The organism is Enterococcus sp. DIV1059_2 (assembly GCF_051713685.1).
GTDB classification, from domain to species: domain Bacteria; phylum Bacillota; class Bacilli; order Lactobacillales; family Enterococcaceae; genus Enterococcus_D; species Enterococcus_D casseliflavus.
This window is the reverse complement of the sequence record NZ_JBIOQK010000001.1, coordinates 19,876-46,718: the sequence shown is the minus strand read 5'-3', so window position 1 is coordinate 46,718 and position 26,843 is coordinate 19,876. Positions and strand designations below refer to the sequence as shown.

The following is a 26,843-nucleotide window of genomic DNA, read 5'->3' as shown; positions in this document are numbered from 1 at the left end:
TAAAAACCTTGATAAATAAACGTTTTTTAAAATATTTCATTAATATAAAATAATATTGCCTACAACTTTATTTACTGTTTATTTGACAAAAAAGAATAAAAAAACAGGCTAGATAAATTGAAATAGCTTACAATTTACGTTATAATCATTTTGCATGTATAGACAAGTTTAAAGGAGGACAACTACTGTGAATACGATTATATTGTCTAAGGAACAATGGCTGTTAACGGATCAAACTGGTACGACCTATCCGTTTTCTGGGACTGACAGTGAGCGCGTTGCCGCACTGACCGCGCAGCTGCAACAAATGGAAGGTGGCGGGATCGTCTCTGAATCGCTGGTGTTTACAAATGAAGAAGGGACTTTTTCACTGGACCAATGGTTGACAGAAAAATTGAATCGTCCCTTTGTTTGCACTACGAAAGAACAGTATGAAGAAAAAACTGCTGAAATTCCTTGGCGCCTCGAATACTATGGCTACACCCCTGGTAAAGATGAATACTCGGTGGAGTCACTTTTAACCGTCGGTAACGGCTATTTAGGGCTGCGAGGCACAACGCCTGAGATGACCATTTGTGAAGCGAACTATCCAGGACTGTATTTAGCAAGTCTTTACAATACGGTGAAATCGGATGTTTCTGGTCATACCATCAGCAATGAAGACTTCGTCAATGCACCGAATCTGCAAAAAATGTACGTAAAGATCGATGATGAAGTGATCGATATCGCCAACAATCAGCTCCTTTCCTTTAAACGGACATTGGATCTGAAGACCGGCTTGTTCCAATCAGTGGCAGAAATTGAAACCAAAAAACAAAAGCGTCTGCGAATCGAAACGAAGAAGATCGCCAATATGCAAGACGTTCACCAATACAGCTTGGTCTATCAGTTTACCCCGCTGAACTTTTCTGGCGCCGTTACCTTCGTCAGTGAAGCCGACGGATCGGTCTATAACTATAACGTCGCTCGTTACCGTAGTTTAACCAACCAGCATTTGACCGTGAAAGAGGCAACAGCTGAACAAAACAAAGCGCATTTAGTGGTCACCACTAACCAATCACAGATTACCGTTGTCCAATCCTCTGAACTGTTTTCACAGGACCTGCCATTGGCTGAGCTGCAAGCTGAAACAACCGACCAGGTCGTCCGTCAGCAAGTAACCCTTGAGGTGACGGAAGGACAAACTTATCGGGTCGAAAAATCAGTTACTGTTGCCGCTTATCGCCAAGAAGAGCCGCAACCGGCATTTACGTTTTCTTCCTTAGCATTACCTGATTTTGCGACTATGTATACCGCCTCAAAACAAGCCTGGGCTGAATTATGGGCAAAAGCGGCCATCGAAGTCACTGGTGACTTGATGTCGCAAAAAATGCTGAATCTGCATACGTATCATCTGCTGGTCTCCGCAGCACCGAATGCTTATCAGGAGTCCTTAGATGCCAGTATCACTGCCCGTGGCCTACATGGTGAAGCCTATCGCGGTCATATTTTCTGGGATGAACTGTTTATCTTACCGTTTTACATTCTACATTTTCCTGACACCGCCAAAGAAATTTTGCGGTATCGCTACCGCCGCTTAGCTGCTGCCAAAAAAGATGCCCAAAAAGCTGGCTACCAAGGCGCCATGTTCCCATGGCAATCAGGATTGGATGGCAGTGAGCAATCCCAAGAACTGCATTTGAACCCTATCAGCGGTGAATGGAAAGAAGATCACAGTCGCTTGCAACGCCATGTCTCCTTAGCGATCGCTTATAACATTTGGCAATACTGGCACAACACGCAAGATCGAGTCTTCATGGAACAATATGGGTTAGAATTGATGTTAGAAGTCGCTCATTTCTGGCAAAGTGCTGCCACCTGGGATGATGCTGCTCAACGTTACTTTATCGATAAAGTCATGGGACCAGATGAATTTCATGAAAGCTACCCAAATAGTGAACAAGGCGGCTTGAAAAACAACGCCTATACCAATATGATGGTAGTATGGTTGTTTGAAGAGATCGAGAACCTTCAACAACAACTTTCAGCAGAGAGCTTCCAAGCGGTATTAGAGAAAACGGCTTTAACCCCTGCAGATATTGCTGCTATGGCAGATATTCGTACCAAGCTGGGCTTAGAGATCGATCCAGAAGGCATCATTGCACAATTTGAAGGGTACTTCCAGCTGGAAGATCTGGATTGGGCTCACTACAAAGAGAAATATGGCAACATCTATCGGATGGACCGCATCTTGAACGCTGAAGGCAAGAGTGCTGACAGCTACAAAGTCGCGAAACAAGCGGATAGTTTGATGATTTTCTACAATTTCTCAAAAGAGCAAGTCAATCAGATTTTGGCAGATCTTTCTTACCAGCTGCCAACAGACTATATTGAAAAAAATCTCCATTATTACTTGGCTCGTACCTCCCACGGCTCGACGTTGTCACGCATCGTTCATGCCCAGTTGGCGGCAATGGTAGATGATCAGGAGTTGGCTTGGTCATTATACCAAGAAGCCCTCTCTTCTGATTACCGTGATATCCAAGGCGGGACTACAGCAGAAGGCATTCACGCCGGTGTCATGGCTGCTACGTTGTTTATTCCATTAACCACTTTTGCTGGGATCGATATTCGAGAAGAGCAGCTGCAGATCACGCCAAACTTGCCGAAAGCTTGGGACAGCTTAGCCTTTCAGCTAGAAGTTCGCGGCACCCGCTTTGCAATGAATGTTACACATGAAACATTGACGATTACCGCTGATCAGCCAGTCACGATCTTAGTGAATGGGCAACAAGTTTCTCTAGAAGCAAAGAAAGAAGCAACGATTACTTATTAAAAGGAGTGTTACACATGAAAAAAGGATTTGTTTTTGATTTAGACGGCGTTATCACGGATACGGCCAAATACCACTACATTGCATGGAAAGAATTAGCTTCTGAGATCGGGATCGAGATCGATTTGAAGTTCAACGAGCAGTTAAAAGGCATCAGCCGCATGGATTCTTTAGAGCGAATCTTAACCCTAGGCAACAAAAATGACGCCTACACAGAAGTCGAAAAAGAAGCGTTAGCGACGAAGAAAAATACCCACTATGTACAATTATTACAAAACTTGACTCCTGATGATCTATTGCCAGGGGTGAAGACATTCCTTGATGAAGCCAAAGCAAAAAACATTCCTTGTGCGATCGCTTCGGCATCCAAAAATGCACCGTTTATTTTGGACAAACTTGGGGTCATGCAAGACTTTGATACGATCGTTGACCCAGCAACCTTGAAAAAAGGCAAACCAGATCCAGAAATCTTTATCCAAGCAGCGCTGGCACTAGGCATTGAACCGGCAGAAGCAGTTGGCTTTGAAGATGCTCAAGCAGGGATCGACGGCATCAAAGCTGCTGGTATGTATGCGGTAGGCGTTTATTCAGGAGAAGAATTACACGGTGCAGATGTGATCGTTGAAAAATTGACGGACCTAAACATTGACGAACTTTTGGCGAAATAGTCGATTGCATTTCCAAATTGGCCTCGCTATAATAGCCAAAGAGGGGGCAATCCGATGAACAAGTTCAAAGAAATATTTTTAGATTTAGAACAAAAAATTCTAGCAAACGAATACCCTCCGCATTCTTTGCTGCCTAGCGAAAACCAATTGATCAAAACTTATGGTGTCTCCCGCGAGACTGTCCGTAAGGCATTGAATTTATTGCGGGATGCTGGTTATATCCAAAAGAAACAAGGGAAAGGTTCGATCGTTTTAGACTTGAATCGCTTTGATTTCCCGATTTCTGGCTTGACGAGTTTTCGAGAGCTGCAAGATACCCAACGCATTCCTAGTGAAACAAAGGTTGTCGAGATCCGCAAGATCGCCGTTTCGCCAAAGCTTCACGAGACCACTGGTTGGCCTGTTGCTTCTGAGGCATGGAAACTGATCCGTCAGCGGAGAATTGATGGAGAAGTGGTGATTTTGGATAAAGATTACCTTGATGCTTCTATCATCGAAGAGTTGCCAGAAAACCGAGCGAAAGTATCGATTTTTGATTACTTTGAAAATGATCTTGGCCTTGAGATCGCTTATGCACAAAAAGAAATCACTGTTGACCCCGTCAACAAAGAATTGCGGGATCTAATGGATCTGCGTCCTGAAGATCAGCATGTCGTTACGGTTCGCAGCCTCGTGTATCTAGAAGACACGCGCTGTTTTGAATACACCGAATCGATCCACCGACTGGATAAATTCCGCTTTGTGGACTTTGCCCGCCGACGCAAGATTTGATGGACGTATAGACGTGAAACACATGAAACAGACCTGGACTTCCCCGAGAAGTCTGGGTCTGTTTTGTTTTTCAATAGCCCCCGACTCGATAATACTGGATCGATCCTCCCATTTTTCGCCTCTGTCGCTATCGAGCCATCCTTTTGCTTGTTCGTTGTTCTGTTGCCGACGAATAAAAAAGGCACGATCATTTATGGGACTGATGAAATAGAGTCGATTTTGCACAACTCAGCCGTCCTTATTGACAATCAGCTACACAAAAAAGCAGTATCCTCTGAGAGGATACTGCTTTTGCTTGCTATTTGGCGTAATCCGTTGCGCGGGTCTCGCGAATAACGGTTACTTTGATATGACCTGGGTAATCCAAATCGTCTTCGATCTTCTTGCGGATGTCGCGAACCAATCGTACAGCATCCAAATCAGAAATCTCTTCTGGTTTGACCATTACACGGACTTCACGTCCGGCTTGGACTGCAAAACTGGAATCGACCCCTTTGAAGCCGTTGGCGATATTTTCTAGGTTTTGCAAGCGGCGAATATAATTTTCCAATGATTCGCTGCGGGCACCTGGACGGGCTGCTGACAAGGCATCTGCGGCTGCAACTAAAACAGAGATAACCGATGTTGCTTCAACATCTCCATGGTGAGAAGCGATCGCATTGATCACCACACCATTTTCTTTGTATTTGGCAGCTAACTCAGCCCCGATCTCAACGTGAGAGCCTTCAATTTCATGGTCAAGGGCTTTCCCGATATCATGCAAGAGTCCAGCACGTTTGGCTAACTGGATATCTTCGCCTAATTCTGCGGCAAGAACACCGGTTAGTTTTGCGACTTCGATCGAGTGGTTCAAGACGTTTTGTCCGTAGCTGGTACGGAAACGCAAACGACCTAAAATCTTGATCAAGTCTGGATGAAGGGTGTGGGCGCCGACTTCAAAGGCTGCTTGTTCCCCATATTCACGAATATGCTCATCCATTTCTTTCCGAGATTTTTCGACCATTTCTTCAATTCGAGCTGGATGGATCCGGCCGTCTTGAATCAGTTTTTCAAGGGTCATACGAGCAATTTCACGGCGAATCGGATCAAATCCTGATAAGACGACTGCTTCTGGCGTGTCATCAATGATCAAATCGATCCCTGTCAATGTTTCAAGGGTGCGAATGTTCCGACCTTCTCTTCCGATGATTCGACCTTTCATCTCATCGTTTGGTAATGATACGACCGATACCGTGGTTTCAGACACTTGGTCTGCGGCACAACGTTGGATTGCTAAGGACAAGAGATTTTTTGCTTTTCGATCTGCTTCTTCCTTCGCACGCTGTTCAGATTCTTTGACCATGATCGTTAATTCATGGTTCAATTCCTCTTCCGTTGATTTCATGATCAACTCTTTTGCTTCATCTCTAGACAGCGCAGCAATGCGCTCTAATTCTTTCTGTTGTCCATCGATTAAGTTTTCTACTTCTTTTTCTCGCTCGTCAATTAATTGTTGTTTCTCACTAAGTCTGCCTTCTTTATCTTCAAGTGAGCGTTCTCGTTTTTCCAAAGAATCGTCCTTACGATCAAGAACTTGTTCTCTTTGGAGTAAACGATTTTCTTGTGATTTTAAATCAAGTTTGCTTTCTTTCAACTCACTTTCAATCTCTGACCGATACTTCTGATTTTCTTCCTTAGCTTCTAACAATGCTTCTTTTTTAAGAGTTTCTGCTTCTTTCTTAGCGCTTTCGATAATTCCAGCTGCAGAATTTTGGGCGCCGTTGATTTCTTTCTCATGACGAGATTTCGTCACATAAACTCCTAATCCAAGACCGACAATTAAACCGATGATAGCGAGGAGAATGTAAAGTAGTTCCAATGAATCCACCTCCATACTATCTTTTTAAATATTTTGTAATTTTGATTAACAAAGGATAACAAAATTATCAATTCGCTACTTCTTATGTGGAAATCCACATACGTTTATTCTAATGTTTGAACCCAAGAGTGTCAACTTTAAATAATAAAGTAAACTTTCGCAACCCTTCCTTTTTACGGATGTTTTTTCAACAATGGACGAATCTAGCAAAAAGCCACAAAAAAGCCAAACAACGAGGTTGTTTGGCTTTTTCAAGACTTAGTCGTCTAATGGTAATTCTTCTTGCGCTTCCTCAAGGGTTACGGTCTCTCCTGTTCCAATCCCGTAAGCATCGCGGACGCGAGCAGAAACTTCTAACATCATTTCTTGGTGTTCACGCATGTAGTTTTTGGCGTTTTCACGACCTTGACCGATACGATCCCCTTTATAGGCATACCACGCACCGCTTTTATCGACGATGTCTTGTTCCACAGCCATATCCAGCAATTCGCCTTCTTGGGAAATCCCTTGACCATACATCATGTCGACTTCTGCTACTTTAAATGGTGGCGCTACTTTGTTTTTGACTACTTTGATCTTCGTGCGGTTCCCGATGATATCTGTACCGGATTTCAATTGCTCAGCACGACGTACTTCCAAACGGATGGTTGAATAGAATTTCAACGCACGGCCACCAGGCGTCGTTTCTGGATTCCCGAACATGATCCCAACTTTTTCCCGAATTTGGTTGATAAAGATCGCGATCGTTTTCGTTTTGTTGATGGAACCAGAAAGTTTCCGTAATGCTTGTGACATCAAACGTGCTTGCAAACCAACGTGGGTATCACCCATTTCACCGTCGATCTCCGCCCGTGGGACTAAAGCTGCTACCGAGTCAATGACCACGATATCAACCGCACCACTTGAAACTAAGGCGTCAGCGATCTCTAATCCTTGTTCCCCTGTATCTGGTTGTGATAACAAAAGATCATCGATATTTACACCTAATTTTTGCGCATATTGAGGATCTAACGCATGTTCGGCATCGATAAATGCTGCTGTTCCGCCATTTTTTTGGACTTCCGCAATGGCATGTAAAGCAACTGTCGTTTTACCAGAACTTTCTGGGCCGTAAACTTCTACGATCCGTCCTCGTGGGTAACCACCTACACCTAATGCAACATCCAAGGCCAATGAACCACTTGGGATCGTTGAAATTTGTTGATCAACTTTTTCGCCAAGCTTCATGATGGCACCTTTACCATAGTTCTTTTCAATCTTCTTTAGTGCAGCATCTAAGGCTGCTTTACGATCATCTGCCAAACGGATAATCCTCCTTATATTCATCACTTTCGTGTGTCGTTCATAAGATAATAATAGTCCTTCTGACGGGAAATTGCAAGAAAAAACGAACAAACATTCGCATTAATTTAATAATTCCTTACGTATTTGATTTAAGCCCGCCATGACGGCACTATGCCGAATATAGGCGCGGTCGCGGTTGAAGTGATACAGCTGGCTCGAGACGCCTTTGTCAGAAGCTAAGGCGATCCAAACGGTGCCTTTAGGCTGACCTTCTAACTCGTCTGGACCAGCAACACCAGTAAACGCCACCGCATAATCGGTCTCGGCTTGTTTGCGGGCATAGACGGCCATTGCTTCCGCACACTCCTGACTAACAGTCCCATAGCTTTCCAAAAGCCCTGGATCGATGCCTAAGAGCTTGCTTTTTGTTGCAGCAGAATATGTCACGAACCCACCGGGAAACACCTCAGAGACGCCAGGAATCCCTCCTAGGGTCGCTTGGAACAAACCAGCGGTCAAACTTTCCGCTGCGGTGACGGTTTTCTTTTTCTCGATCAGTCGCTCGACGACTGTTTCTGCCAGCGAATTTTGTTCCCCATACCCATAGAAATACGCACCGACCCGTGCTTGGACGGTTTCTTCTAACGCATCCAATTGTTTGATTCCTTGCGCCTCGTCTGCAGTTTTGACCGTCAGACGCAGCGTGACCTCATTGGGTTTGGCATAAGGAGCGATGGTGGGATTGACTTGATTCTCGATCAAATCGGCCAATTCTGTGACCAATGCCGATTCCCCGATCCCGTAATAGCGCAAAACGCGAGACAGCAAGACCTCTTCTTGGGGAAACTGCTCTAACAGAAGTTGTTTTGCGTGGGTAAGAAACATCGCCTGTAGTTCACTTGGTGGTCCTGGCAGCAGCAAATAACTGGTAGCGGCTGTCTGATAAAAGATCCCGATCGCTAGTCCATTGGGATTTGGCAAAGACACACCGTCCTTAAAAACGAGGGTCTGCCGCAAATTGTTTTCCGTCATCCTCCGTTGACTGTTTTCAAAGAAGGCTTTCAATTGGTGATAACCTGGTTCATCTCTGACTAACTCTTGTCCCACATGACGGGCAGTGACTTGTTTCGTCAAGTCATCGTCGGTGGGCCCTAAGCCGCCGCACAATACGATCAAGTCGCTGCGTTTGTCGGCGATCGTCAGCAATTCTTCTAAGCGATTGGGGTTGTCCCCGACAACACTATGATAAAAAACATCGATCCCAAGACTTGCCAGTTCTTCTGACAAGAAGGTCGCGTTCGTATTCACCACCTGTCCTAAAAGTAATTCGGTCCCGACTGCAATAATTTCTGCTTTCATTCGTTTACTCCTTCATTTATCAGATACGTAAAAGTCTTTCATATTGACAAAAAAAGTCCAGAAAACTTCTGAACTTTCGTGACTTGTATCCTTGTTTTTATCGCTTCTTTATCTAGATCTAGAAATTTTACATAGAATCTTTAAAAACATTCGTATTTTTTATGAAATAATCGACCCCGGAATAGATCGTGAAGATCAAACATAGATACAACATGATTTGATCGATAGGCAAACCGATCATTGAAAAGGGAATGTTGTTCAAGAACAAGAAAATGATCGCAACCATTTGTGTCGCGGTTTTGATTTTCCCTGGCCACGCAGCAGCCATGACTTCCCCGCTTTGTTCCACTAACAACAAGCGTAAACCCGTCACTGCCAACTCGCGGCAAACGATGATCGAAACTACCCAGCCTGGGGCTTTGTCTAATTCAACCAGCATGATAAAAGCCGTCATGACGAGCATTTTATCTGCTAACGGGTCAGCAAACTTCCCGAAGTTGGTAACAAGGCCTCTGGAACGAGCGATCTTGCCATCTAGCCAGTCTGTAATGCTGGCTGCCGCAAAAAGGATCGCTGCAATAAGGTGCGTGTTTTCTAATTGTGTCGTACCAACGGTCAGCGTGCCAAGATCGATTGGCAAAACCAAGACCAAAATAAAGATGGGGATCATAATGATCCGTAATACAGTTAATTGATTGGGTAAATTCACGAAATAGACTCCTCTCTGCCGACTATTGTACGAAATAACGGCAAATCATGCCACTACTTCTGCTTTTCAATGGTCGGATGCAACAGATAACTTTTTAGCTAATGATACCTCAATAAGGCGCATTTGTCAGATTTATGCCGCATCGTCTTGGTATTCAATCACGAGGCGGACTGTCTTTTGTAACAATTCAAATTGCGGATCAGAAAAGTCCACGTCCTGACCATTGGCAGTGATGGAGATATTTTGGCTTGCGCCCAGGGTCAAAGTCGCATTCGTGGCGCCTTCTGGCAACGTCATCGATTGCGTTTCTCCCGCTTGAACAGTGTATTGGTACACATAAGCGTTGTCGACTTGTACACCGACCCAACAAGAAGCATCTAGCCCAGTAAATGCTAATTCAATAGGATTTTCCGCATCTTTCATCGTGATCGTGATCGACGATTGCGTCGAATCACTGGCAGTCATCGTCATTTTCGCTTCGCTGGATTCCGTCGTACTTGAGGACTCAGTCGCTTCACTCGAAGTACTGGTTTCTTCCGTACTTGACGTGGTGGAAGCGGTAGACGCTGAATTTTCTACCACAAGAGAAGAGCTTCCTTGGATCATCGGCGTTGTATTCCGGTCTTGCCAAGCCATGTAGCCCACGATACTCACGATCGTAATGGCCACCAGGCCTAATAGAATCATCGGCAAATAGCGGACGACAAATGAGCCGCTTTTTTCTTCTACGTGCTGTGCTTTTCGTGAGCCGCTGACGGTTTCAGGCTGCGGTCTTTTTGGTAAGGGGGCGTCTAACGTATCTTTGCCATCAAAAACGGCTACCAATTTGTCGCCGTCTTCTCCAACCGCTGCTGCATATTGGCGAATAAACGCACGGACATAAAAAGTGCCTGGCAATTGATCAAAACGCTCTGCTTCAATTGCTTCTAAATAGCGTTTTTGGATCTTTGTCATTTGTTGTAATTCAATCAATGAAATGTTTTTATCTAAACGGGCTTGCCGTAATTTTGCTCCAATCGTTGTTTCGTTGGCCACTCGATCATCTACTCCAGTCTTTTATTCATCTTTAAAAAAAGCCCTAAAATCGCTTCGCTGCTTGTCGTAAGGTCAGCAAAGCTGCTCTATCATTTTAAAACAGGGGTTCCCTGTATACGTCAATAAAAAAAACTCCGTCACGCAGATTGCCATCTGGGCGCGCCGTCTACTAAATATAACATTTTTTCCGTGATTTTTTGTAAAAAAACAAAAAAAGATTTTGCTTCAATAATTAAAGAATACCATAAAAGAAAAAGTCTGAGGATAGCCTAACCACAACTCGCAAACAAATTTTAATACTTTTCGCCAAATTGGCATCAAATTGCAAGAAAAAACCACCTTTTGACGCAAAAAGAAAACACTGAATGACTCAGGAGTTGACCAGCCCTTGTTCTGTTGGGCGTTCCTCCTTGAATCAGTCAGTGTCGCTTAGATGACAGCTGTTTGACAAAACCAGCCTTCGCTTAGGCTTTTTCCGTTGGATACATGTAAAAACGACTAAACGCTTTGGGATCGATAAAGGAACGAGCCGCTTGCTGGACATCTTCCAAAGTGATCGATTGGATCACCTCTGGCAGATCAAAGAGCGTCGTTTCACCAAATAAACTTTGGGTAAACTGGTTTGCGATAAACTCCAGTGAGTTCAGTGATTGGAAATATTTCCCTAGCATTTTCTTCTTCAATAGCGTCAAGTTTTCTTCATTGATCTCTGGATCTTGCTGGAAATTCATTACGATCGCTTCGATCTCTGCCAACATTTTTTCTGGCTCTTCAGAATCCCCCGAGAAGTCGGCAAAGTAAAAGCCGCGATCCAAGTTCACTTCAAACCCAAATGTGTCGTCGATGATGCCTTGATCATACAAACGCAAATAATTGGCGGAAGTATTGCCTAACACCAATTGGCAGAAAAGATTCAACGCATTTTTGAAGCGCAAGAGCTCTCTTCCTGATTTCGGCAGTTTGTTCAAGTCTCCTTTGATCCCTAATACGCCTTTGGCACGTGTTACTGGCATGGTAAGACTTGATTCTGCTTGAATATCGGCAAAGGTTTCTGCAGGAAACTGGCGAATGATCGCCTGCGTTTCTGGAAAGGTCTTGGCCGCTTGATTGGTCCGAATCCACGCCATCGTTTCTTCAGGATCGATATTGCCTAACACAAAAAGCGTCATATTGCTTGGGTGATAGAAGGTATTGTAGCAAAGATACAAGTCTTCTGCGGTGATCTGCGCAATGCTTTCCACCGTACCAGCGATATCGATATGCAAGGGGTGCTTCGGATACAGATTTTTGATGATGCCGAAAAACTGCTGCCAGTTTGGATCGTCATCATACATTTGGATTTCTTGACCAATGATCCCTTTTTCTTTTTCGACGGTTTCTTCTGTGAAATACGGGGCTTGAACGAAATCGATCAACGTTTCAAGGTTCAGCTTGATTTGATCGGTTGCCGAAAAAAGGTAGCTGGTTTTCGTGAAACTGGTAAAGGCATTGGCAGAAGCCCCCTGCTGACCAAAGGTTTGAAAGACATCGCCGTCTTCTTTTTCAAACAGTTTGTGCTCTAGAAAATGGGCAATGCCATCAGGGACTTGATGCAATTCTTCGGGTGAAAACCCGAAATGATTGTCGACAGAGCCATAGTTCGTACTGAAAAGTCCGTAAGTTTTATGGAAATCGGCTTTTGGCAGCAAATAAACTTTCAAGCCGTTTGGCAATACTTCTTCATAAAGGGTCTCATTGATTTGCTGATAGACTTTTTTATTCATGGGTCGTCTCCTTATCCAGGAAGAATATAGCTTGCAAGGACACGTTTTGAGCCAATGCTTGGACATCTGCCACGGTCACTTGTGCCAATTTCTGCATAAATTCATCTTCCGTCATTTTCGTATTCGATACCCACTGATTCAGATAGGCTGTTTCGATCAGTGCTTGTGGGTTATCCAATGAAAGCAAGTACTGGTTTTTCAACATCGCTTTTGTTTGTGCCAGTTCTTCCGCGGTGACTTCGCCACGCTGCAAGCTTTGCAGCTGCTGTTCGATCAATTTGAAGACCTTATCGCGGTTTTTACCATCGATCCCCGTTTGGACCGACAAATACCCACGAAACGTATCGATACTGCTAGAAGCATAATACGCCAAACTTTCTTTCTCTCGGACATTCATAAACAGTTTTGAATGAGGGAATCCGCCAAACAACCCGTTGAAGACCATAAAGGCGATCCGCTCGGTTTGGTCATAATACACGCCAGTATGATAGCCTAAGTTCAATTTGGCTTGGATGATTGGTTCTCGCAAGATTTTCTCGCGAATGATGTTTTCCGCCGCTTGCTGATAAAAGACCGGCATTGCTTGGTCTGGCCGATCGGTAAAGGCCATGTTTTGGAAGAGCGCCGCAACTTCTGCTTCAACCACATCGCCGATCACGAAAATATCGATTTGGTCATTGTCCATCATTGAGCGATAGGTTTGGTAAAGCTCTTTTGCGGTCACAGCTTCTAAGTCTTGGGGACGGCCAAAGCTCGGATACTTCTGATTCTGATCGTTTTCGAAATACAACTCTTGCAGCCCTAAAGAAGCCAATGCTTGCTTATCTTCTGCCACGCTGTTCATATAGGCGATCAAGTTGTGCTTTTCGATGGTGAAGTTCTTTTCTTCAAACTGCTCCTCGTGGGCATTCGGATGGAACAAAACTTCTGCTAAAAAAGCGGCTGCTTGCGGCAATACTGCTTCATCTGACACGTACTTCCCGTTGACAAAGGACATCGCTGCATTGATTTGATGCAGATTGCCCCGTTTGTTGACATTCATACCAAAGCTGGCACCGTAAAGCTCTGCCAGCTGACTGCTAAATGCGGTCTGTGTCGGATAAGCCAAACTAGTCGTTTCTAATAAACTGGTCAATAAGGTCCGTTTGGCGGTCATTTCAGCCTGCAATGGTGCAGTAAACCGAACGAAAAAACGGATCGTTTTATACTTTTTGGTCGGTAGCACCGTTAACCGAACACCTTTTTTTAATTCAATAGACATGTGACACCCCTTCTAGAAGCAAAATTATCTCTTCAATTATAGCATAGCTGACAAACTTTCTCCTCGGCTCACTGATCAAACCTGTTGCAGCGAGCGTTTTTTTTTATAAATCCCGCGTTTTTCGCTATACTGTCAGTAAGATTTAGAAGGGAGGATACAGGATGATTAAAGAATTTAAAGAATTTATTTTACGAGGAAACGTCATTGACTTGGCGATCGGGGTCGTGATCGGGAGTGCCTTCACCGCAATCGTCACTAGTTTAGTTGAAGGATTGCTGACACCATTGGTTTCATGGATCTTATCACTCTTTGGTAACGCAGATGCCTTTTCTGGCTTGGTCTTTGAACCAGCCAAAAATGTGGTCTTTGATTTCGGCCGCGTAATTACTGCCATTATTACGTTCTTGATTACCGCATTTGTCTTGTTCTTGATTGTCAAAGCAGTCAACAAACTACGCAATCTGAAACAACAACCTGAGGAAGAAGAAGTACCAGAAGTCACTGCAGAGGATTATTTAGAAGAGATTCGTGACCTTCTAAAAGCGCAAACGCCTCCTGCCAACACTGTGGATCCACGTCCAACATCATTGGATGATACGATCCGATAAAAAAACGGCTCTTAGTCAATAAGGTCGAAAGAAGCGATTCGGATTCATCCGATCCATCAATCATAGCGCTAAAAGAAGCAAGCACGCGAACCTCGCTAGAGAGTCGCTGTGCTTGCTTCTTTTTTCATCCCGACATGCAGGATCCCGTCTTCATAAAAAGGCGGTGTAATGGTTTTAAAGCCATACTGGCCGTAGAATTTTTCTAAGTGGGCTTGTGCTTCGATCTCAATAGGCAAAGCTGGATAACACTGCTCAATGCGATGCAAAACTTCTTTGATCAGACGATGGCCTTCTTTTTGCCCCCGGTATGCTGGTGCCACAATGACCCGACCAAAATGCACCGTTTGTTCCTGCTGGAAAATACGGGCGTACGAAACGATCTGCCCTTCCTCATCAAGGGCCCATAAATGTTTGGCTTGTGCATCGATCGCATCGATCTCTTGATACGCACACGCTTGTTCCACCACAAAAACCGCTGTACGCAAACGGGCAAGCTGATAAAACTCCACCCCAGTCATTTCCCCTAACTCTTTTAGAAAAAACGCCATCCCATCACTCCTTATCTTATTGAACCAAAAAAGAGTCAACAAAGTGTCAACTCTTCTTGTTTCAAACAGCTTCTGATAAAAATTCAATCTCAACAGTTCTAGTTAAAATATCTGAATAACTATAAGAAACCCGCTCGAATGAATTCTCATTTGGATCCAAATCTACAACAAAAACTGAAGGATAAGTTTCTGTCAAAACGCCGCGACGTTCAGTTTGACGCTTACGTCCAGTCTGAGCAACTAGCATAATCTCACTACCGATACGGCCTTCTAAATCTTTCTTGATCGTAGCTAAAGTTGTTGGCATCGCATTCACCTCGAGCATCATCATACCACGAAAAGCAGAAAATTTCAAGTTTACCATAAAATAATTCTACTTTCAATAAGATTTTTGTTAAACACCCTTGATAAGCGCTATCAACTTTGTCCGACCGCGACTGAAAGCGCTTTTTATTTTTTCATAAGGCAGCTTTTCTTGAGCGGCAATCTGATCAAGTTCTAATCCTTTTAAATAATTCATTATAACCATTCGTTCTAAAGACGATAAACTTTTCGGATACTCTGCCAACGATTCATTAACGAACAAGTAGGTCTCTGCAGTTTCCGCACAGCGATTATGATCGGTCAAAAACCGATTGCCTTCTTGTAAAAGCTTTTCTTCCAGCGAGCAGGCATCGACTTGAGCTTTGCGTTTTTGGGCATGCTGCGCCCGCAACAGGCTGCAGATACGGTTCTCAAAGGAACGCTTAAACAAGATACCGATCGTCGTTCCTTTGTCCTTATCGTAAGTCTTTAGACACTTATTAAAAACGATCCTGCCTTCTTGCAGCCAATCATCTAAGTCATAATCCCGCAGATAATATTTTTTATGCAAAATCTCAACGATCGGTCGATATTTTCTGAACAACTCTTCAAATCTATCTGAACGGTGCGATACTTGTCTTTCCTTTGTGCGCATCGAGATCACTCCTTTTGTTTTTGCTTCATTTGCTACAAAAGGAGCGTATCATAAATGGCTGGGACATCTTCTAATTTACCAGACCAACTTTGTCCCTAACTAAGGTCTTGCAATTTCTTTTCAAGTTCGGCTAATTGTTCAGGTGACCAAGGGGAATTGCGGCGGAAATTTTCAAACCGCAAGTCGGTTTGATGCTCGTGGATGTCTTTTTCCGTTTTTTCCACGCTTTTGTACAATTCCCGTGCCGAAGTTCGCAAAGCACCTTGAGAGAAGATCACCCACTGTTCGGCTAAATCGCTGGTAGCGACGGTGACTTGGGTCAATCGATTGTTTAATTCACCAGCGATTCGTTCGATGTAGCTGTCGGCGGTCTCTCCTTCTTCGGTAAAAATAACTTCCAGCTGATATTTGGTGTAACTTTGGGTCACACCAGGCACCAGTTGAGCATCAAAAACAACGATGATTTTCAACCCTTCATATTTTGCATAATTCGACAGCCGATTCAGTAAGGCTTCTCGGGCATCTTCTAAACGGTCCTGATTTTTCAAAAGAACCAGCTCCGGCCAAGCGCCAATCATATTGTAGCCATCCACGATCAGCAAAGGGGTTTTCATTGGGACGCCCCATTTCGGCTAGTAAAGGCCTGATACATCAACAAACCTGCCGCCACACTGGCATTTAAGCTCTGCACGTGCCCAGTCATTGGGATCGTCAGCATTTGATCCACTTCTTTTTTCAAACCTTCCCCCATGCCGCGACCTTCGTTGCCGATGATCAAACCGACCGCCCCTTTGGCATTCCATGTGCGGTAATCACTGCCACTCATATCCGTACCGAAGATCCAAAAACCAGCTTTTTTCAGTTGCTGGACTGCTTGGGTCAAGTTGGTCACGCGGGCCACAGGGATATGTTCCACTGCGCCGGTCGACGTTTTCACCACGATTGGCGTGATCCCCACCGCACGGTGTTTTGGAATGATGATCCCGTCTACGCCGCTGGCATCAGCGGTTCGCATGATGGAGCCGAAATTATGGGGATCTTCTAGATTATCTAAAATCAGATACAGCGGCTGTTCTTTCGTTTGGGCCAACAATTCATCCAAGGTCAAATACTGATAAGGGGTGATCGCCAAGATCATGCCTTGATGGACCCCTTGGTCACTCATCGTATCCAGCTTTTGTTTTGGCACCCATTTGACTGGAACTGCCTGTTCCCGCGCCATTTCTTTCAAACGATCGATTTTTTCTCCCCGTGCTTCTTCGGAAAGAAACAGCTTGTTGCCTCGCCCTTCTTTCAAGGCTTCAGCAACCGCATGATAGCCGAAGACAAAATTATCTTCGATGGCTTCTCCAGCGGCTTCTTTGCGGCGATCCGGTTTATTTTCTTGTCTGGCTTCTGATCGGCCAGCTGTTTTTTTATTTGGACGCTTTCTTTGCGGTTTTTCTCGCATCTTCTTCTCCTACTTTCTTTATACACCAGTCTATTAGCTCGTCTAAGCGTTCTTGTTGCTGCGTGAGGTGCAAATACCCGATCAGCGATTCAAAGCCAGTAGCGATACGATACGTCGTGACATCGGCATTTTTGGCACCCGTATGGCTTTTACTATTACGGCCGCGGCGGTAAAAATCATGTTCTTCTTCGGTCAGGATCTCTTCATCCAACATCTTTTGGATCAATGCCGCTTGGGCTTTGGCCGACACATAGTGGGTCGCCATATGGTGCAGTTGGTTCGGGCGGGTTTGGCCTTGGGCGACTAAATAATCGCGAATATAGACTTCATAGACCGCATCCCCCACATAGGCCAATGCCAAACCATTCAATTGTTTATAATCTCTCATGCTTCTCGTCTCCATCGGGTTCCTTGCGGGGTATCTTCTAAGATGATCCCTTGTTCTTTCAACTCATCACGGATTTGGTCGCTGCGGGCAAAATCTTTGGCTTTGCGGGCGGCGATCCGTTCATTGATCAGCTGTTCGATTTCTTCATCCAGCAATTCTTCGGATACAAAATAAATCCCGAAAATCGTCAGCCATTCGCTGAATTTGGCTAATCCAGCCGCTAATAAAGCCAAATCTGTTTCTGGGTCTTCGCTAGCTAAGTTCAGCCACTTCGCCAATTCATAGACCACAGTGATCCCGTTAGCCGCATTGAAATCGTCGTCCATTTCTTTGACGAAACGTTCTTCAAATTCTTCCAGAACCGCTGCATTGACGTCCTCATCGCTGGCTTGATAATGACTGCTATTCAAGCGGAATTTGGCATTTTCATAGGTCGTCCGCAATTTTTGCAGGTTGGTTTGTGCTTCATGCAAGGTAGTCTCACTGTATTTGATTGGTCGGCGGTACTGGGTCGTTGCCAAAAAGAAACGCAGCACCTGCGGATCAACTTTTTTGACCATCTCATGCACCGTGACGAAGTTGCCCAGTGACTTACTCATTTTTTCTTCGTCTTCACCGATCGTCACATAGCCGTTATGCATCCAATAGTTGGCAAAGGTCTTGCCAGTTTTCGCCTCGCTTTGGGCGATCTCATTTTCATGATGCGGGAAGGTCAAGTCTTGTCCGCCTCCATGAATATCGATGGTCTCGCCTAGGTGTTTGGTCGCCATCACCGAGCATTCGATATGCCAGCCAGGACGACCGGCTCCCCAAGGAGATTCCCAAGCGATCTCATCGCCTTTTGCCGCTTTCCACAAAGCAAAATCCAACGGATCTTCCTTGATTTTTTGTTCTTCACCGGTCCGCTGGCTTGCGCCGACTTCCAGCTCATCGATGGATTGGTCGCTTAATTGCCCATAGTGAGCAAATTTACGGGTACGGTAATAAACATCGCCATTGACTGGATAGGCATAGCCTTTTTCTACAAGAGCAGCAATAAAGGCAATGATGTCTTCGATATGATCCATCACACGAGGGTTCATCGTAGCAGGTTTGACGTTCAGCGCTGCGGTATCTTCATTGAAGGCGTTGATAAAACGCTCTGCCACTTCTGGGGCCGTCGTGCCTAATTCTTTTGCCGCACGAATGATTTTATCATCGACATCGGTAAAATTCATCAAATAGTCCACTGTATAGCCGCGGTATTCAAAATAACGGCGCACGGTATCAAACGACACAGTACTGCGGCCATTCCCGATATGGATGTAGTTATAGACGGTGGGTCCGCAAACATACATTTTTACTTTCTTTTCTTCTAATGGCTGAAACACTTCTTTTTCCCGTGTCAGCGTATTATAGATTTTAATCATCGTGGGTAACCTTCTTTCCTTTGATTCGAACGATCTTTGCTGGGATTCCGACAGCAGTTGCTTCTGCGGGGATATCCTTCAAAACCACTGCATTGGCGCCGATCTTAGCACGCTCACCGATCGTGACAGGGCCTAAGATCTGCGCATGGGCTGAGAGAAACGCACCGGTTTTAACCGTGGGATGACGCTTGCCCCGCTCTTTACCGGTTCCCCCTAAGGTGACCCCGTGAAACAAGACGACATCATCTTCAATGATCGCCGTTTCCCCGATCACGATGCCCATCCCATGATCGATAAAGACCCCTTGGCCGATCTGCGCACCAGGATGAATCTCGATCCCAGTCAAGAAACGCCAAAACTGGGCCGTCAGTTTTGCCAAAAAATACCAGCGATGCTGAAACAAAAAATGCGACCAACGATGCCAAAACAAGGCATGAAATCCTGGGTATGTGATGATGATCTCCAACGTTGATCGTACCGATGGATCATGTTTTTTTGTTGCCGCAATTGCTTTTTTGAACCAAGTCATCTTCTCACCTACTTTATCCAAACTTCTTGATACGAAAAAAGCGTCTTTCAAATAAGTTTCCTTATTCAAAAGACGCTTTTTTGCGTGGTCCCACTTTTGTTCGCAGTTCGGCACTGCCTTCAAGCGGGTAACGTCCGCTGGCTTCGTCTTTGACTTGCGCCAAAGCCACTCCTAGGTGCATTTCCTAGCCTTTTTTGACCACTCTCACCTTCCGTGGTCTCTCTGAAAAAAATCGGCTAGTACTTCGTCTATTCGCTGTGTTTATAACACGTTATTCAAATGATCAAGGGCTTTTTCTTTCCCTAATAATTCAACGGTATCTGGTAGTTCTGGTCCGTGGGTTTGGCCTGAGACCGCCACGCGGATCGGCATGAATAAATTCTTGCCTTTGATGCCTGTTTCTTTTTGGATCTCTTTGATGGCTGCTTTGACTGCCGCAGCCTCAACGACTGGCATCGCCTGTAATTTTTCTTTAAAGGCTGTCAAAACCGTCGGTACAGTTTCTCCTGCTAAGACTTCTTTGGCTGCATCATCTAATTCAGGGTGTTCTTCGAAGAACAATTCCGAAAGGTCGACGATTTGTGCCGCAAAACTCATTTGCGGTTGATACAAGGAAACGATTTTTTTCAACCAGGCAGCTTTTTCTTCGGTCAATGTTTCTTCGATGCGACCGGCTTTTACCAAGTAAGGGACGCACATTGCCGTCAATTCATCCAGATCCATTTGTTTCATGTATTGGTTATTGACCCATTCCAACTTCTTGGCATCGAAGGCAGCTGGTGATTTGCTCAACCGTTCAGGATCAAAGATTTTGATCAATTCTTCTTGAGAGAAGATTTCTTCTTCCCCTACTGGTGACCAGCCTAAAAGTGCAATGAAGTTGAACATAGCGTCTGGTAGATAACCCAACTCACGGTATTGCTCGATGAATTGGAGAATCGATTCGTCCCGTTTGCTTAATTTTTTCCCGGTTTCGCTATTGATGATCAACGTCATATGCCCGAATTCTGGTGCTTGCCAGCCAAATGCTTCATAGATCATCAACTGTTTTGGTGTGTTGGCGATGTGGTCATCTCCACGCAGCACATGGGTGATTTTCATATGATGGTCATCGACTGCTACTGCAAAGTTGTAAGTCGGCATACCGTCACGTTTTTGGATGACAAAATCGCCACCGACATTATCTGATTCAAAAACGATCTCGCCTTTGACCATGTCGTGGAATTTGTATTCAGTATTGCGAGAGACACGGAAACGAATCACTGGTTTCAAGCCTTGTGCTTCTTTTTCGGCTTGCTCTTCTGGTGTTAAGTTGGCACATTTCCCTGCATAATGGGGCATTTCGCCACGAGCTCTTTGGCCTTCACGTTCGGCTTCCAGTTCTTCTTCCGTACAATAACACTTATACGCACGATTGCTTGCAAGCAATTGATCGATCAGTGGTTGGTAGATATCGCCGCGTTCTGATTGACGATACGGACCGTATTCTCCTGGATTTTCAGGTGATTCGTCCCAATCCATTCCTAACCATTGCAAGTTTTCAAGCTGGCTTTTTTCACCATCTTCAATGTTTCTTTTTTGATCGGTGTCTTCGATTCGGATAATAAATTCACCGTCATTGTGACGAGCAAACAAATAATTGAATAAAGCCGTCCGAGCATTCCCGATGTGTAAATGTCCTGTTGGACTTGGCGCGTAACGTACACGTACTTTTGTCATTGTTTTCCTCTTCCTTCATCTGATTTCCAAGCCAGCCAAGCTGCTTGGGGCTTATTGTTCAGTTTAGTGGGAAAGACCCGCGTAAAAAACAGAACCCTCAAGTTGAATTGTACAATCAATAACCCAATTAGTAAAGGCAGCTGGCATATTTTACGCCAGCTGCCTAGGATTATTTCTCTGATTTCGATCCTTCTTTGTTGTCGATGCCGCGACCAGAATGGGCTGGTTTGGCAAAAATCATCCGCCCAGCTGCCGTTTGCAAGGCGCTGGTGACGATCACTTCGATGTGTTCATTCATGTAATGCTGGCCATCTTCCACCACGACCATCGTCCCGTCATCTAGATAAGCGACCCCTTGCTGGCGCTCCGTGCCAGCTTTCACCACTAAGACGTGCATGCTTTCTCCTGGAATCACCACTGGTTTGACCGCATTGGCCAACGCATTGATATTCAAGACAGGCACATTTTGAAATTCAGAAACTTTGTTTAGATTGTAATCATTGGTCACGACGACACCATCCAGCATCTTCGCTAACTTGATCAGCTTGCTATCAACTTCGGAAATGTCTTCAAAATCGCCTTCATACATCTCAACTGCGATGCCTTCTTCTTTTTGCAAAGCATTCAAAATATCCAAGCCGCGGCGGCCCCGAACCCGTTTCAAACTATCGCCAGAATCTGCGATGTATTGCAATTCGTACAAGACAAAATTCGGGATCAGCAAGACGCCTTCTAAAAAGCCCGTTTTAGCAATGTCATAGATCCGACCATCAATGATCACGCTGGTATCCAAAATTTTGTATTTGTGGAAATGGTCCGCGATTTTTCTTTCCAGCATCTGCTGTTCATCTTGCTCTTGGGGCTCTGCCTTTTTGTTTTTTGGGGCAAAGACTTTTTTCCATTCATCGATCCGTGTCGTCCCGATCTGAAAACCGAGATACCCTAACAGGACCATCACTAAGATTGGGGCGATCCCGTTGATAAAAGGAATATCCCAATTGTAAAAAGGAATCGACACGATCACACCGATCATCAGACCGATGATCGAACCAATTGCGCCAAACAAGAGATACGTTAAGCTCAATTCACTTAGTTTTTCTTCAATTTTGCGAATACCGGCTGCAATATATTTCGCTAATAGTAAAGATAATAAAAAGAAAATAAGGGCTCCAAGCAAACTATTAGTGATGTTATTATTCAGCCATTCATTTTGGGTTTGCCCAATGGCTTGCCATGCGATAGGCATCAGTGAGATCCCCAGACTTGCTCCGGCAAGTACCATTAGTGCGGTAATGACTCGTTTCTGCATACATGTTCCTCCATACTCCAGTAAGTTTCTTTTGTTCAAAAATCCGTGCTGCCAGACAGGCTCCTTCCGCCAGTCAGCGGCTGTCGGTCGGTTGGTTCAAACGAATGAATCAGCAGCGTCAGGGCAAGAGGAGAGGCGATTGCCCCTTGCTCTTGCATTGACTCCACTTTAACGGAAGACTTTCCGCAAGGTTTCGGCTAAGGTAGACACGCCTTCGACTTCGATGCCTTTGGGCGGCTGCCAGCCAGTCAGATTATTTTTCGGCAAATAAACTTTCGTAAAACCTAGTTTTTGCACCTCTTTGACCCGTTGCTCGATCGCGTTGACTCGGCGAATCTCACCCGTCAAGCCAATTTCACCGATAAAACACTCCGTCGGGCTGGTGCCTTTTTCTTTGTAGCTAGACGCGATACTCACAGCGATCGCTAGATCGATCGCAGGTTCATTTAATTTGACCCCGCCGGCTGCTTTTAAGTAGGCATCTTGATTTTGCAGCAGCAAGCCTGCCCGTTTTTCTAAAACCGCCATGATCAGTGAGACGCGGTTGAAGTCTAGCCCCGTCGTCGTGCGTTTGGCATTGCCGAACATCGTTGGCGTGACCAGTGCTTGGATCTCCACCAAGATTGGCCGACTGCCTTCCATTGCCACTACGATCGCCGATCCAGTTGCGCCTTCTAAGCGTTCTTCCAAAAAGACTTGTGACGGATTGGCGACTTCTTTCAACCCGCCTTCTTCCATTTCAAAAATCCCGATCTCATTGGTGGACCCAAAGCGGTTTTTGACGGCCCGCAAAATTCGAAAACTGTGGTGCTTTTCGCCTTCGAAATACAAGACGGTGTCCACCATATGCTCCAACATCCGCGGTCCTGCGATCGAGCCTTCCTTCGTCACGTGGCCAACGATAAAGATGGCGATGCCATTGGTTTTGGCGATTTTCAGCAATTCTGCGGTCGTTTCTCGCACTTGGCTGACACTGCCTGCCACGCTGGTGATATCCGGTTGGGTCATGGTTTGGATCGAATCGATGATCACATAATCTGGGCGGATGTTTTCGATCGCTTTACTGATCTCTGACATGTCCGTTTCCCCATAGAGATAAAATTCTGTGTCGATGGCGCCTAAGCGCTGCGCCCGCATTTTGATTTGTTCGGCACTTTCTTCTCCTGACACATACAAGACCGTCCCGCCGATCGCTGCTAATTGCTGGGAAACTTGCAAGAGCAGCGTCGATTTTCCGATCCCTGGATCCCCACCGATCAAAATCAAGGAGCCTGGGACCACGCCGCCGCCTAAGACGCGATTCAACTCAGCGAGTTTCGTTTGGACCCGCGGTTCTTTTTTCGGTACGACATCGGCGATTTTCGTCGGCTGCATCTTTTGCCCCGTCAATGTCGTACGTACTCGACGATCGGCGGTTTCTTGGATCACTTCTTCCACCATTGAATTCCAGCTGCCGCAATTGGGGCATTTCCCTAAATATTTAGGGGAACTATACCCACAATTTTGACAGACAAATTGACTTTTTGCTTTTTTTGCCATTGATCTCCTCCACTACTTCTATCAAACAGACCCCCAGGCAGGATTTACTGATTCGAGGAGCCAAAGCCGCCGGTTCGGCTGGCAGTGGTTGTATCTTGATCAGCTTTTAAGAACGGCAAGAAAATTCCTTGGCCGATCCGTTCGCCTTTTTTAATGACGACATCTGTGGGGCCGAAATTGGTAAACTGAAACATGATATGCCCTTCATTATCTGGATTGTCATAGTAATCGCTGTCGATGACGCCGACACCATTCGTCAAGACTAAGAAACGTTTCAAAGGATTGCTGGAACGATTTGTCAGCTGCAAATACTCGTCTTCCCCCATATAGGCTTTGATCCCCGTGGGAATCAAGGTTGGCTTCAACTGTTTTGCGGTCTCTTTCGCAAAAAGCGCTTTGACCCCGTCGATCACGCCCGCTTTCCAAATGCTTGGCACCACGATTTCTTCCGCTGCTTCAAAGTCGTAACCAGCCGCATGATGGGTGGCACGTTGAGGCAAGGTGATGCTTTTTTCTTTATATGCTGTAATAATTTCAAATCCTCGTAATTTCATGGGTTCCTCCAATAATAAAACATATAGCTATTTTAGCATAGGAAGAACTATTTTCTTCATGGAAAACACAATTATCGAAAAGTCTTTACAATTTCTTCGTTTAAAAATAGACCAAAAAGAAAAAAGGACATGACGAAACGCCCGTTTGCGAGTACAATAGAAAAAATATCAAAAAATAGGCGGTGGCATATGCGCGCAGATCTTTCAAACAAAAACCGAATCGTTGTAAAAATCGGCACCAGCTCGTTGATTTATCCCAATGGTGCCATCAATCTAGCTGGCATCGATGAATTAGCCTTTGTCTTAGCAGCTTTGCAAAACCAAGGCAAAGAAATCATCTTAGTTTCTTCTGGTGCGATCGGTGTTGGCATGAACAAGTTGAATTTGAAAGAACGACCCGTGGAGATCCCGCAGCAGCAAGCCGTGGCCGCCGTTGGCCAATCGGAACTGATGACGATCTACAACCAGCGTTTTCAAAGCTATAGCCAGCAGACTGCACAGATCCTACTGACCAGAGACATCATCGAATTTCCCCAAAGCCGTCAAAACGTTAGCAACACCTTAGAGCAATTACTTACGATGGGGATCATCCCGATCATTAATGAAAACGACACGGTAGCAGTGGATGAATTGGATCATCTCACCAAATTCGGCGACAATGACCAGCTGTCAGCGATCGTCGCTCAGTTGACGAAAGCCGAGCTTTTGATCATGCTTTCTGATATCGACGGCTTTTATTCCGCCAATCCGCTGAATGATCCTGATGCCGTTTTGTATTCCGAAATCAATGAAATCACCCCAGAACTTTTAGAACAAGCTACGGGAAAAGGCAGTCCTTATGGAACCGGCGGTATGACCAGTAAACTAAAAGCCGCCCAACGTATCTTAGACTTGAACAGTCACATGCTGCTGGCTAACGGCAAGCAGCCGAAAATTATTTTTGACTTGCTCGCAGGGGAACCTGTCGGCACCCACTTTTATCAACGAACGGAGGATGAGCAATGAGCAACTTGCAAACGATCGGTCAACAAGCTCAAGCAAGCGCCCAGACATTAAGCTTACTGAGTGCCAGCGAAAAAAACCACCTACTGGCAGCGATGGCCGATGCTTTAGAAAAAGCTGCCGAGACGATTTTAGCTGCTAATCAACAAGATCTAGCCGCCGCAAAAGCCAAAGGAACCAGCCAGACAATGCTGGATCGACTGTTGCTGACAGAACAACGGATCACCGAGATGGCTAACGGCATCCGAGAAGTCGCCCAATTGCCCGACCCAATCGGTGCCGTGGATAAAATGTGGCGCAATGCTGACGATCTTTTGATTGGTCAACAACGAGTGCCTTTAGGGGTCATCGGCATCATCTACGAAGCCCGCCCTAATGTCACCACTGACGCAGCTAGTCTGTGTTTCAAATCAGGAAATGCCGTGATTTTGCGTGGTGGAAAGGAAGCCTTCCACTCCAATCAAGTCCTCGTGACTATTTTACAAGAGGCTTTAGCTGCCAATGGACACTCCCGCCATGCGATCCAGTTTATCGAAGACACGAGCCACGAAACAGCGGCTGAGCTGATGCGGCTGACAGATTACTTGGATGTTTTGATCCCTCGGGGAGGCGCCGGTTTGATTCGTCGTGTCAAAGAGACCGCCACGGTGCCAGTGATCGAAACCGGCACCGGCAACAATCATATCTACATCGACCAAGCAGCCCAGCTGCCGATGGCACTGGCGATCGTCACGAATGCAAAGACTCAACGCCCTTCTGTCTGCAATGCCATCGAAACGATCCTCGTCCATGAAGCAGTGGCAGCGGAGTTTTTGCCTATGGTAGAAAAGCAGTTTGCCGATCAAGTCGAATTGCGAGGGGATCAAAAAGCATTGGCGTTTTTGAACAATGCACAGCTTGCCACTGAAGAGGACTGGGCAACCGAGTTTTTAGACTATATCTTAGCGATCAAAGTTGTGGCTTCGCTAGAAGAAGCCATTGCTCACATCAATCGCTACAATACGAAGCACTCCGAAGCGATCATCACCGATGATTATTTCGCTTCCCAACGCTTCTTGAAAGAAGTTGATGCGGCGGCGGTTTACGTCAATGCCTCGACCCGTTTCACCGATGGCTTTATGTTTGGCTTTGGTGCCGAGATCGGCATCTCGACGCAAAAACTCCATGCCCGTGGGCCAATGGGGTTAGAAGCACTGACTTCTACCAAATACATTATTTATGGCGAAGGCCAGATCCGTAAGTAACGATACGAAAAAACAGCCACTTGCTGTCATGACTTCCAATAGTTAGACTAAAAAGCTAACTTTAAA

The 26,843-nt window shown here is 45.3% G+C and carries 26 protein-coding genes and 1 other annotated feature; of the genes, 6 read left to right on the top strand and 20 right to left on the bottom strand.

What is annotated here, in order from left to right; translation table 11 throughout:
• Positions 1–187 precede the first annotated feature (187 nt).
• The 3 genes from IGI72_RS00220 to treR are packed head-to-tail and all read left to right on the top strand — an operon-like array spanning position 188 to position 4,251.
• Entirely contained in the window at positions 188–2,815 is a 2,628-nt protein-coding gene (locus tag IGI72_RS00220; RefSeq protein WP_438752629.1) for a glycoside hydrolase family 65 protein, read from the top strand.
• A 14-nt stretch (positions 2,816–2,829) separates the two neighbouring features.
• On the top strand, positions 2,830–3,480 hold the full coding sequence (gene pgmB, locus IGI72_RS00215) for a beta-phosphoglucomutase (RefSeq protein ID WP_087626684.1): 651 nt from the start codon (positions 2,830–2,832) through the stop codon (positions 3,478–3,480).
• A 54-nt stretch (positions 3,481–3,534) separates the two neighbouring features.
• A complete protein-coding gene (gene treR / locus IGI72_RS00210) occupies positions 3,535–4,251 on the top strand; it encodes a trehalose operon repressor (protein WP_005226457.1) in 717 nt (238 codons plus the stop codon).
• A gap of 298 nt (positions 4,252–4,549) precedes the next feature.
• Here the strand turns inward: treR and rny are convergent, their stop codons facing one another.
• The 7 genes from rny to yfmF form a co-directional block, all read right to left on the bottom strand.
• Complete coding sequence (gene rny / locus IGI72_RS00205; RefSeq protein WP_005232891.1) at positions 4,550–6,124, bottom strand: ribonuclease Y; 1,575 nt, start codon at positions 6,122–6,124, stop codon at positions 4,550–4,552.
• Positions 6,125–6,367: 243 nt separating this feature from the next.
• The gene (recA, locus tag IGI72_RS00200) at positions 6,368–7,411 is read right to left on the bottom strand and encodes a recombinase RecA (protein WP_005226448.1); all 1,044 of its coding nucleotides are present in this window, start codon (positions 7,409–7,411) and stop codon (positions 6,368–6,370) included.
• Positions 7,412–7,513: 102 nt separating this feature from the next.
• The gene (locus IGI72_RS00195) at positions 7,514–8,752 is read right to left on the bottom strand and encodes a competence/damage-inducible protein A (protein WP_438752626.1); all 1,239 of its coding nucleotides are present in this window, start codon (positions 8,750–8,752) and stop codon (positions 7,514–7,516) included.
• A 127-nt stretch (positions 8,753–8,879) separates the two neighbouring features.
• Complete coding sequence (pgsA, locus tag IGI72_RS00190; protein WP_005226440.1) at positions 8,880–9,461, bottom strand: CDP-diacylglycerol--glycerol-3-phosphate 3-phosphatidyltransferase; 582 nt, start codon at positions 9,459–9,461, stop codon at positions 8,880–8,882.
• 132 nt (positions 9,462–9,593) lie between these two features.
• Positions 9,594–10,496, bottom strand: a complete 903-nt coding sequence (locus tag IGI72_RS00185; RefSeq protein ID WP_142973402.1) for a helix-turn-helix domain-containing protein — start codon at positions 10,494–10,496, stop codon at positions 9,594–9,596.
• Positions 10,497–10,960: 464 nt separating this feature from the next.
• Positions 10,961–12,259 carry an EF-P 5-aminopentanol modification-associated protein YfmH gene (yfmH, locus tag IGI72_RS00180; RefSeq protein ID WP_438752624.1) on the bottom strand — a complete coding sequence of 433 codons (1,299 nt, stop codon included), beginning with the start codon at positions 12,257–12,259 and terminating at the stop codon, positions 10,961–10,963.
• Positions 12,252–13,520, bottom strand: a complete 1,269-nt coding sequence (gene yfmF, locus IGI72_RS00175; RefSeq protein ID WP_438752622.1) for an EF-P 5-aminopentanol modification-associated protein YfmF — start codon at positions 13,518–13,520, stop codon at positions 12,252–12,254. Before yfmF ends, yfmH begins: the two co-directional genes overlap by 8 nt.
• A 161-nt stretch (positions 13,521–13,681) precedes the next feature.
• Here yfmF and mscL point away from each other — a divergent pair, with 161 nt between their 5' ends.
• Entirely contained in the window at positions 13,682–14,128 is a 447-nt protein-coding gene (gene mscL, locus IGI72_RS00170; RefSeq protein WP_005226421.1) for a large conductance mechanosensitive channel protein MscL, read from the top strand.
• A gap of 95 nt (positions 14,129–14,223) precedes the next feature.
• Here mscL and IGI72_RS00165 read toward each other — a convergent pair whose 3' ends face one another.
• The 13 genes from IGI72_RS00165 to IGI72_RS00105 all read right to left on the bottom strand — a co-directional run bounded on the left by IGI72_RS00165 (position 14,224) and on the right by IGI72_RS00105 (position 24,531).
• Entirely contained in the window at positions 14,224–14,676 is a 453-nt protein-coding gene (locus tag IGI72_RS00165; protein WP_010748489.1) for a GNAT family N-acetyltransferase, read from the bottom strand.
• Between the two features lie 61 nt (positions 14,677–14,737).
• Positions 14,738–14,983, bottom strand: coding sequence for a Veg family protein (locus IGI72_RS00160; protein ID WP_005226417.1), 246 nt, complete (start codon positions 14,981–14,983; stop codon positions 14,738–14,740).
• Positions 14,984–15,070: 87 nt separating this feature from the next.
• Entirely contained in the window at positions 15,071–15,634 is a 564-nt protein-coding gene (locus IGI72_RS00155) for a sigma-70 family RNA polymerase sigma factor (RefSeq protein WP_015508689.1), read from the bottom strand.
• Positions 15,635–15,729: 95 nt separating this feature from the next.
• The gene (locus IGI72_RS00150; RefSeq protein ID WP_010748486.1) at positions 15,730–16,248 is read right to left on the bottom strand and encodes an NYN domain-containing protein; all 519 of its coding nucleotides are present in this window, start codon (positions 16,246–16,248) and stop codon (positions 15,730–15,732) included.
• Entirely contained in the window at positions 16,245–17,084 is an 840-nt protein-coding gene (rlmB, locus tag IGI72_RS00145; protein ID WP_016608948.1) for a 23S rRNA (guanosine(2251)-2'-O)-methyltransferase RlmB, read from the bottom strand. The genes IGI72_RS00150 and rlmB overlap by 4 nt, the downstream gene beginning before the upstream one ends.
• Positions 17,050–17,472, bottom strand: a complete 423-nt coding sequence (locus IGI72_RS00140; protein WP_005226405.1) for a Mini-ribonuclease 3 — start codon at positions 17,470–17,472, stop codon at positions 17,050–17,052. The genes rlmB and IGI72_RS00140 overlap by 35 nt, the downstream gene beginning before the upstream one ends.
• Positions 17,469–18,881, bottom strand: coding sequence for a cysteine--tRNA ligase (gene cysS, locus IGI72_RS00135; protein ID WP_284591551.1), 1,413 nt, complete (start codon positions 18,879–18,881; stop codon positions 17,469–17,471). Before cysS ends, IGI72_RS00140 begins: the two co-directional genes overlap by 4 nt.
• Positions 18,874–19,410, bottom strand: coding sequence for a serine O-acetyltransferase EpsC (gene epsC / locus IGI72_RS00130; RefSeq protein WP_213356363.1), 537 nt, complete (start codon positions 19,408–19,410; stop codon positions 18,874–18,876). Before epsC ends, cysS begins: the two co-directional genes overlap by 8 nt.
• A gap of 65 nt (positions 19,411–19,475) precedes the next feature.
• Positions 19,476–19,675: a binding site (T-box leader), on the bottom strand.
• The gene (gene gltX, locus IGI72_RS00125; protein WP_016608945.1) at positions 19,672–21,129 is read right to left on the bottom strand and encodes a glutamate--tRNA ligase; all 1,458 of its coding nucleotides are present in this window, start codon (positions 21,127–21,129) and stop codon (positions 19,672–19,674) included. Its footprint overlaps the feature before it by 4 nt.
• A gap of 169 nt (positions 21,130–21,298) precedes the next feature.
• Complete coding sequence (locus IGI72_RS00120) at positions 21,299–22,438, bottom strand: PIN/TRAM domain-containing protein (protein ID WP_005226396.1); 1,140 nt, start codon at positions 22,436–22,438, stop codon at positions 21,299–21,301.
• Positions 22,439–22,473: 35 nt separating this feature from the next.
• Positions 22,474–22,605 (bottom strand): hypothetical protein, encoded by a 132-nt coding sequence (locus IGI72_RS00115; RefSeq protein WP_254907872.1) that lies wholly within the window; start codon positions 22,603–22,605, stop codon positions 22,474–22,476.
• A 1-nt stretch (position 22,606) separates the two neighbouring features.
• Entirely contained in the window at positions 22,607–23,977 is a 1,371-nt protein-coding gene (gene radA / locus IGI72_RS00110; protein WP_005226394.1) for a DNA repair protein RadA, read from the bottom strand.
• 44 nt (positions 23,978–24,021) lie between these two features.
• A complete protein-coding gene (locus tag IGI72_RS00105; RefSeq protein WP_010748479.1) occupies positions 24,022–24,531 on the bottom strand; it encodes a hypothetical protein in 510 nt (169 codons plus the stop codon).
• Between the two features lie 189 nt (positions 24,532–24,720).
• On the opposite strand from IGI72_RS00105, the gene proB reads away from it, so the two are divergent.
• Both proB and IGI72_RS00095 read left to right on the top strand, forming a co-directional pair.
• On the top strand, positions 24,721–25,536 hold the full coding sequence (gene proB / locus IGI72_RS00100; RefSeq protein ID WP_008376761.1) for a glutamate 5-kinase: 816 nt from the start codon (positions 24,721–24,723) through the stop codon (positions 25,534–25,536).
• Positions 25,533–26,777 (top strand): glutamate-5-semialdehyde dehydrogenase, encoded by a 1,245-nt coding sequence (locus IGI72_RS00095; RefSeq protein WP_005226389.1) that lies wholly within the window; start codon positions 25,533–25,535, stop codon positions 26,775–26,777. The genes proB and IGI72_RS00095 overlap by 4 nt, the downstream gene beginning before the upstream one ends.
• Positions 26,778–26,843: the final 66 nt, after the last annotated feature.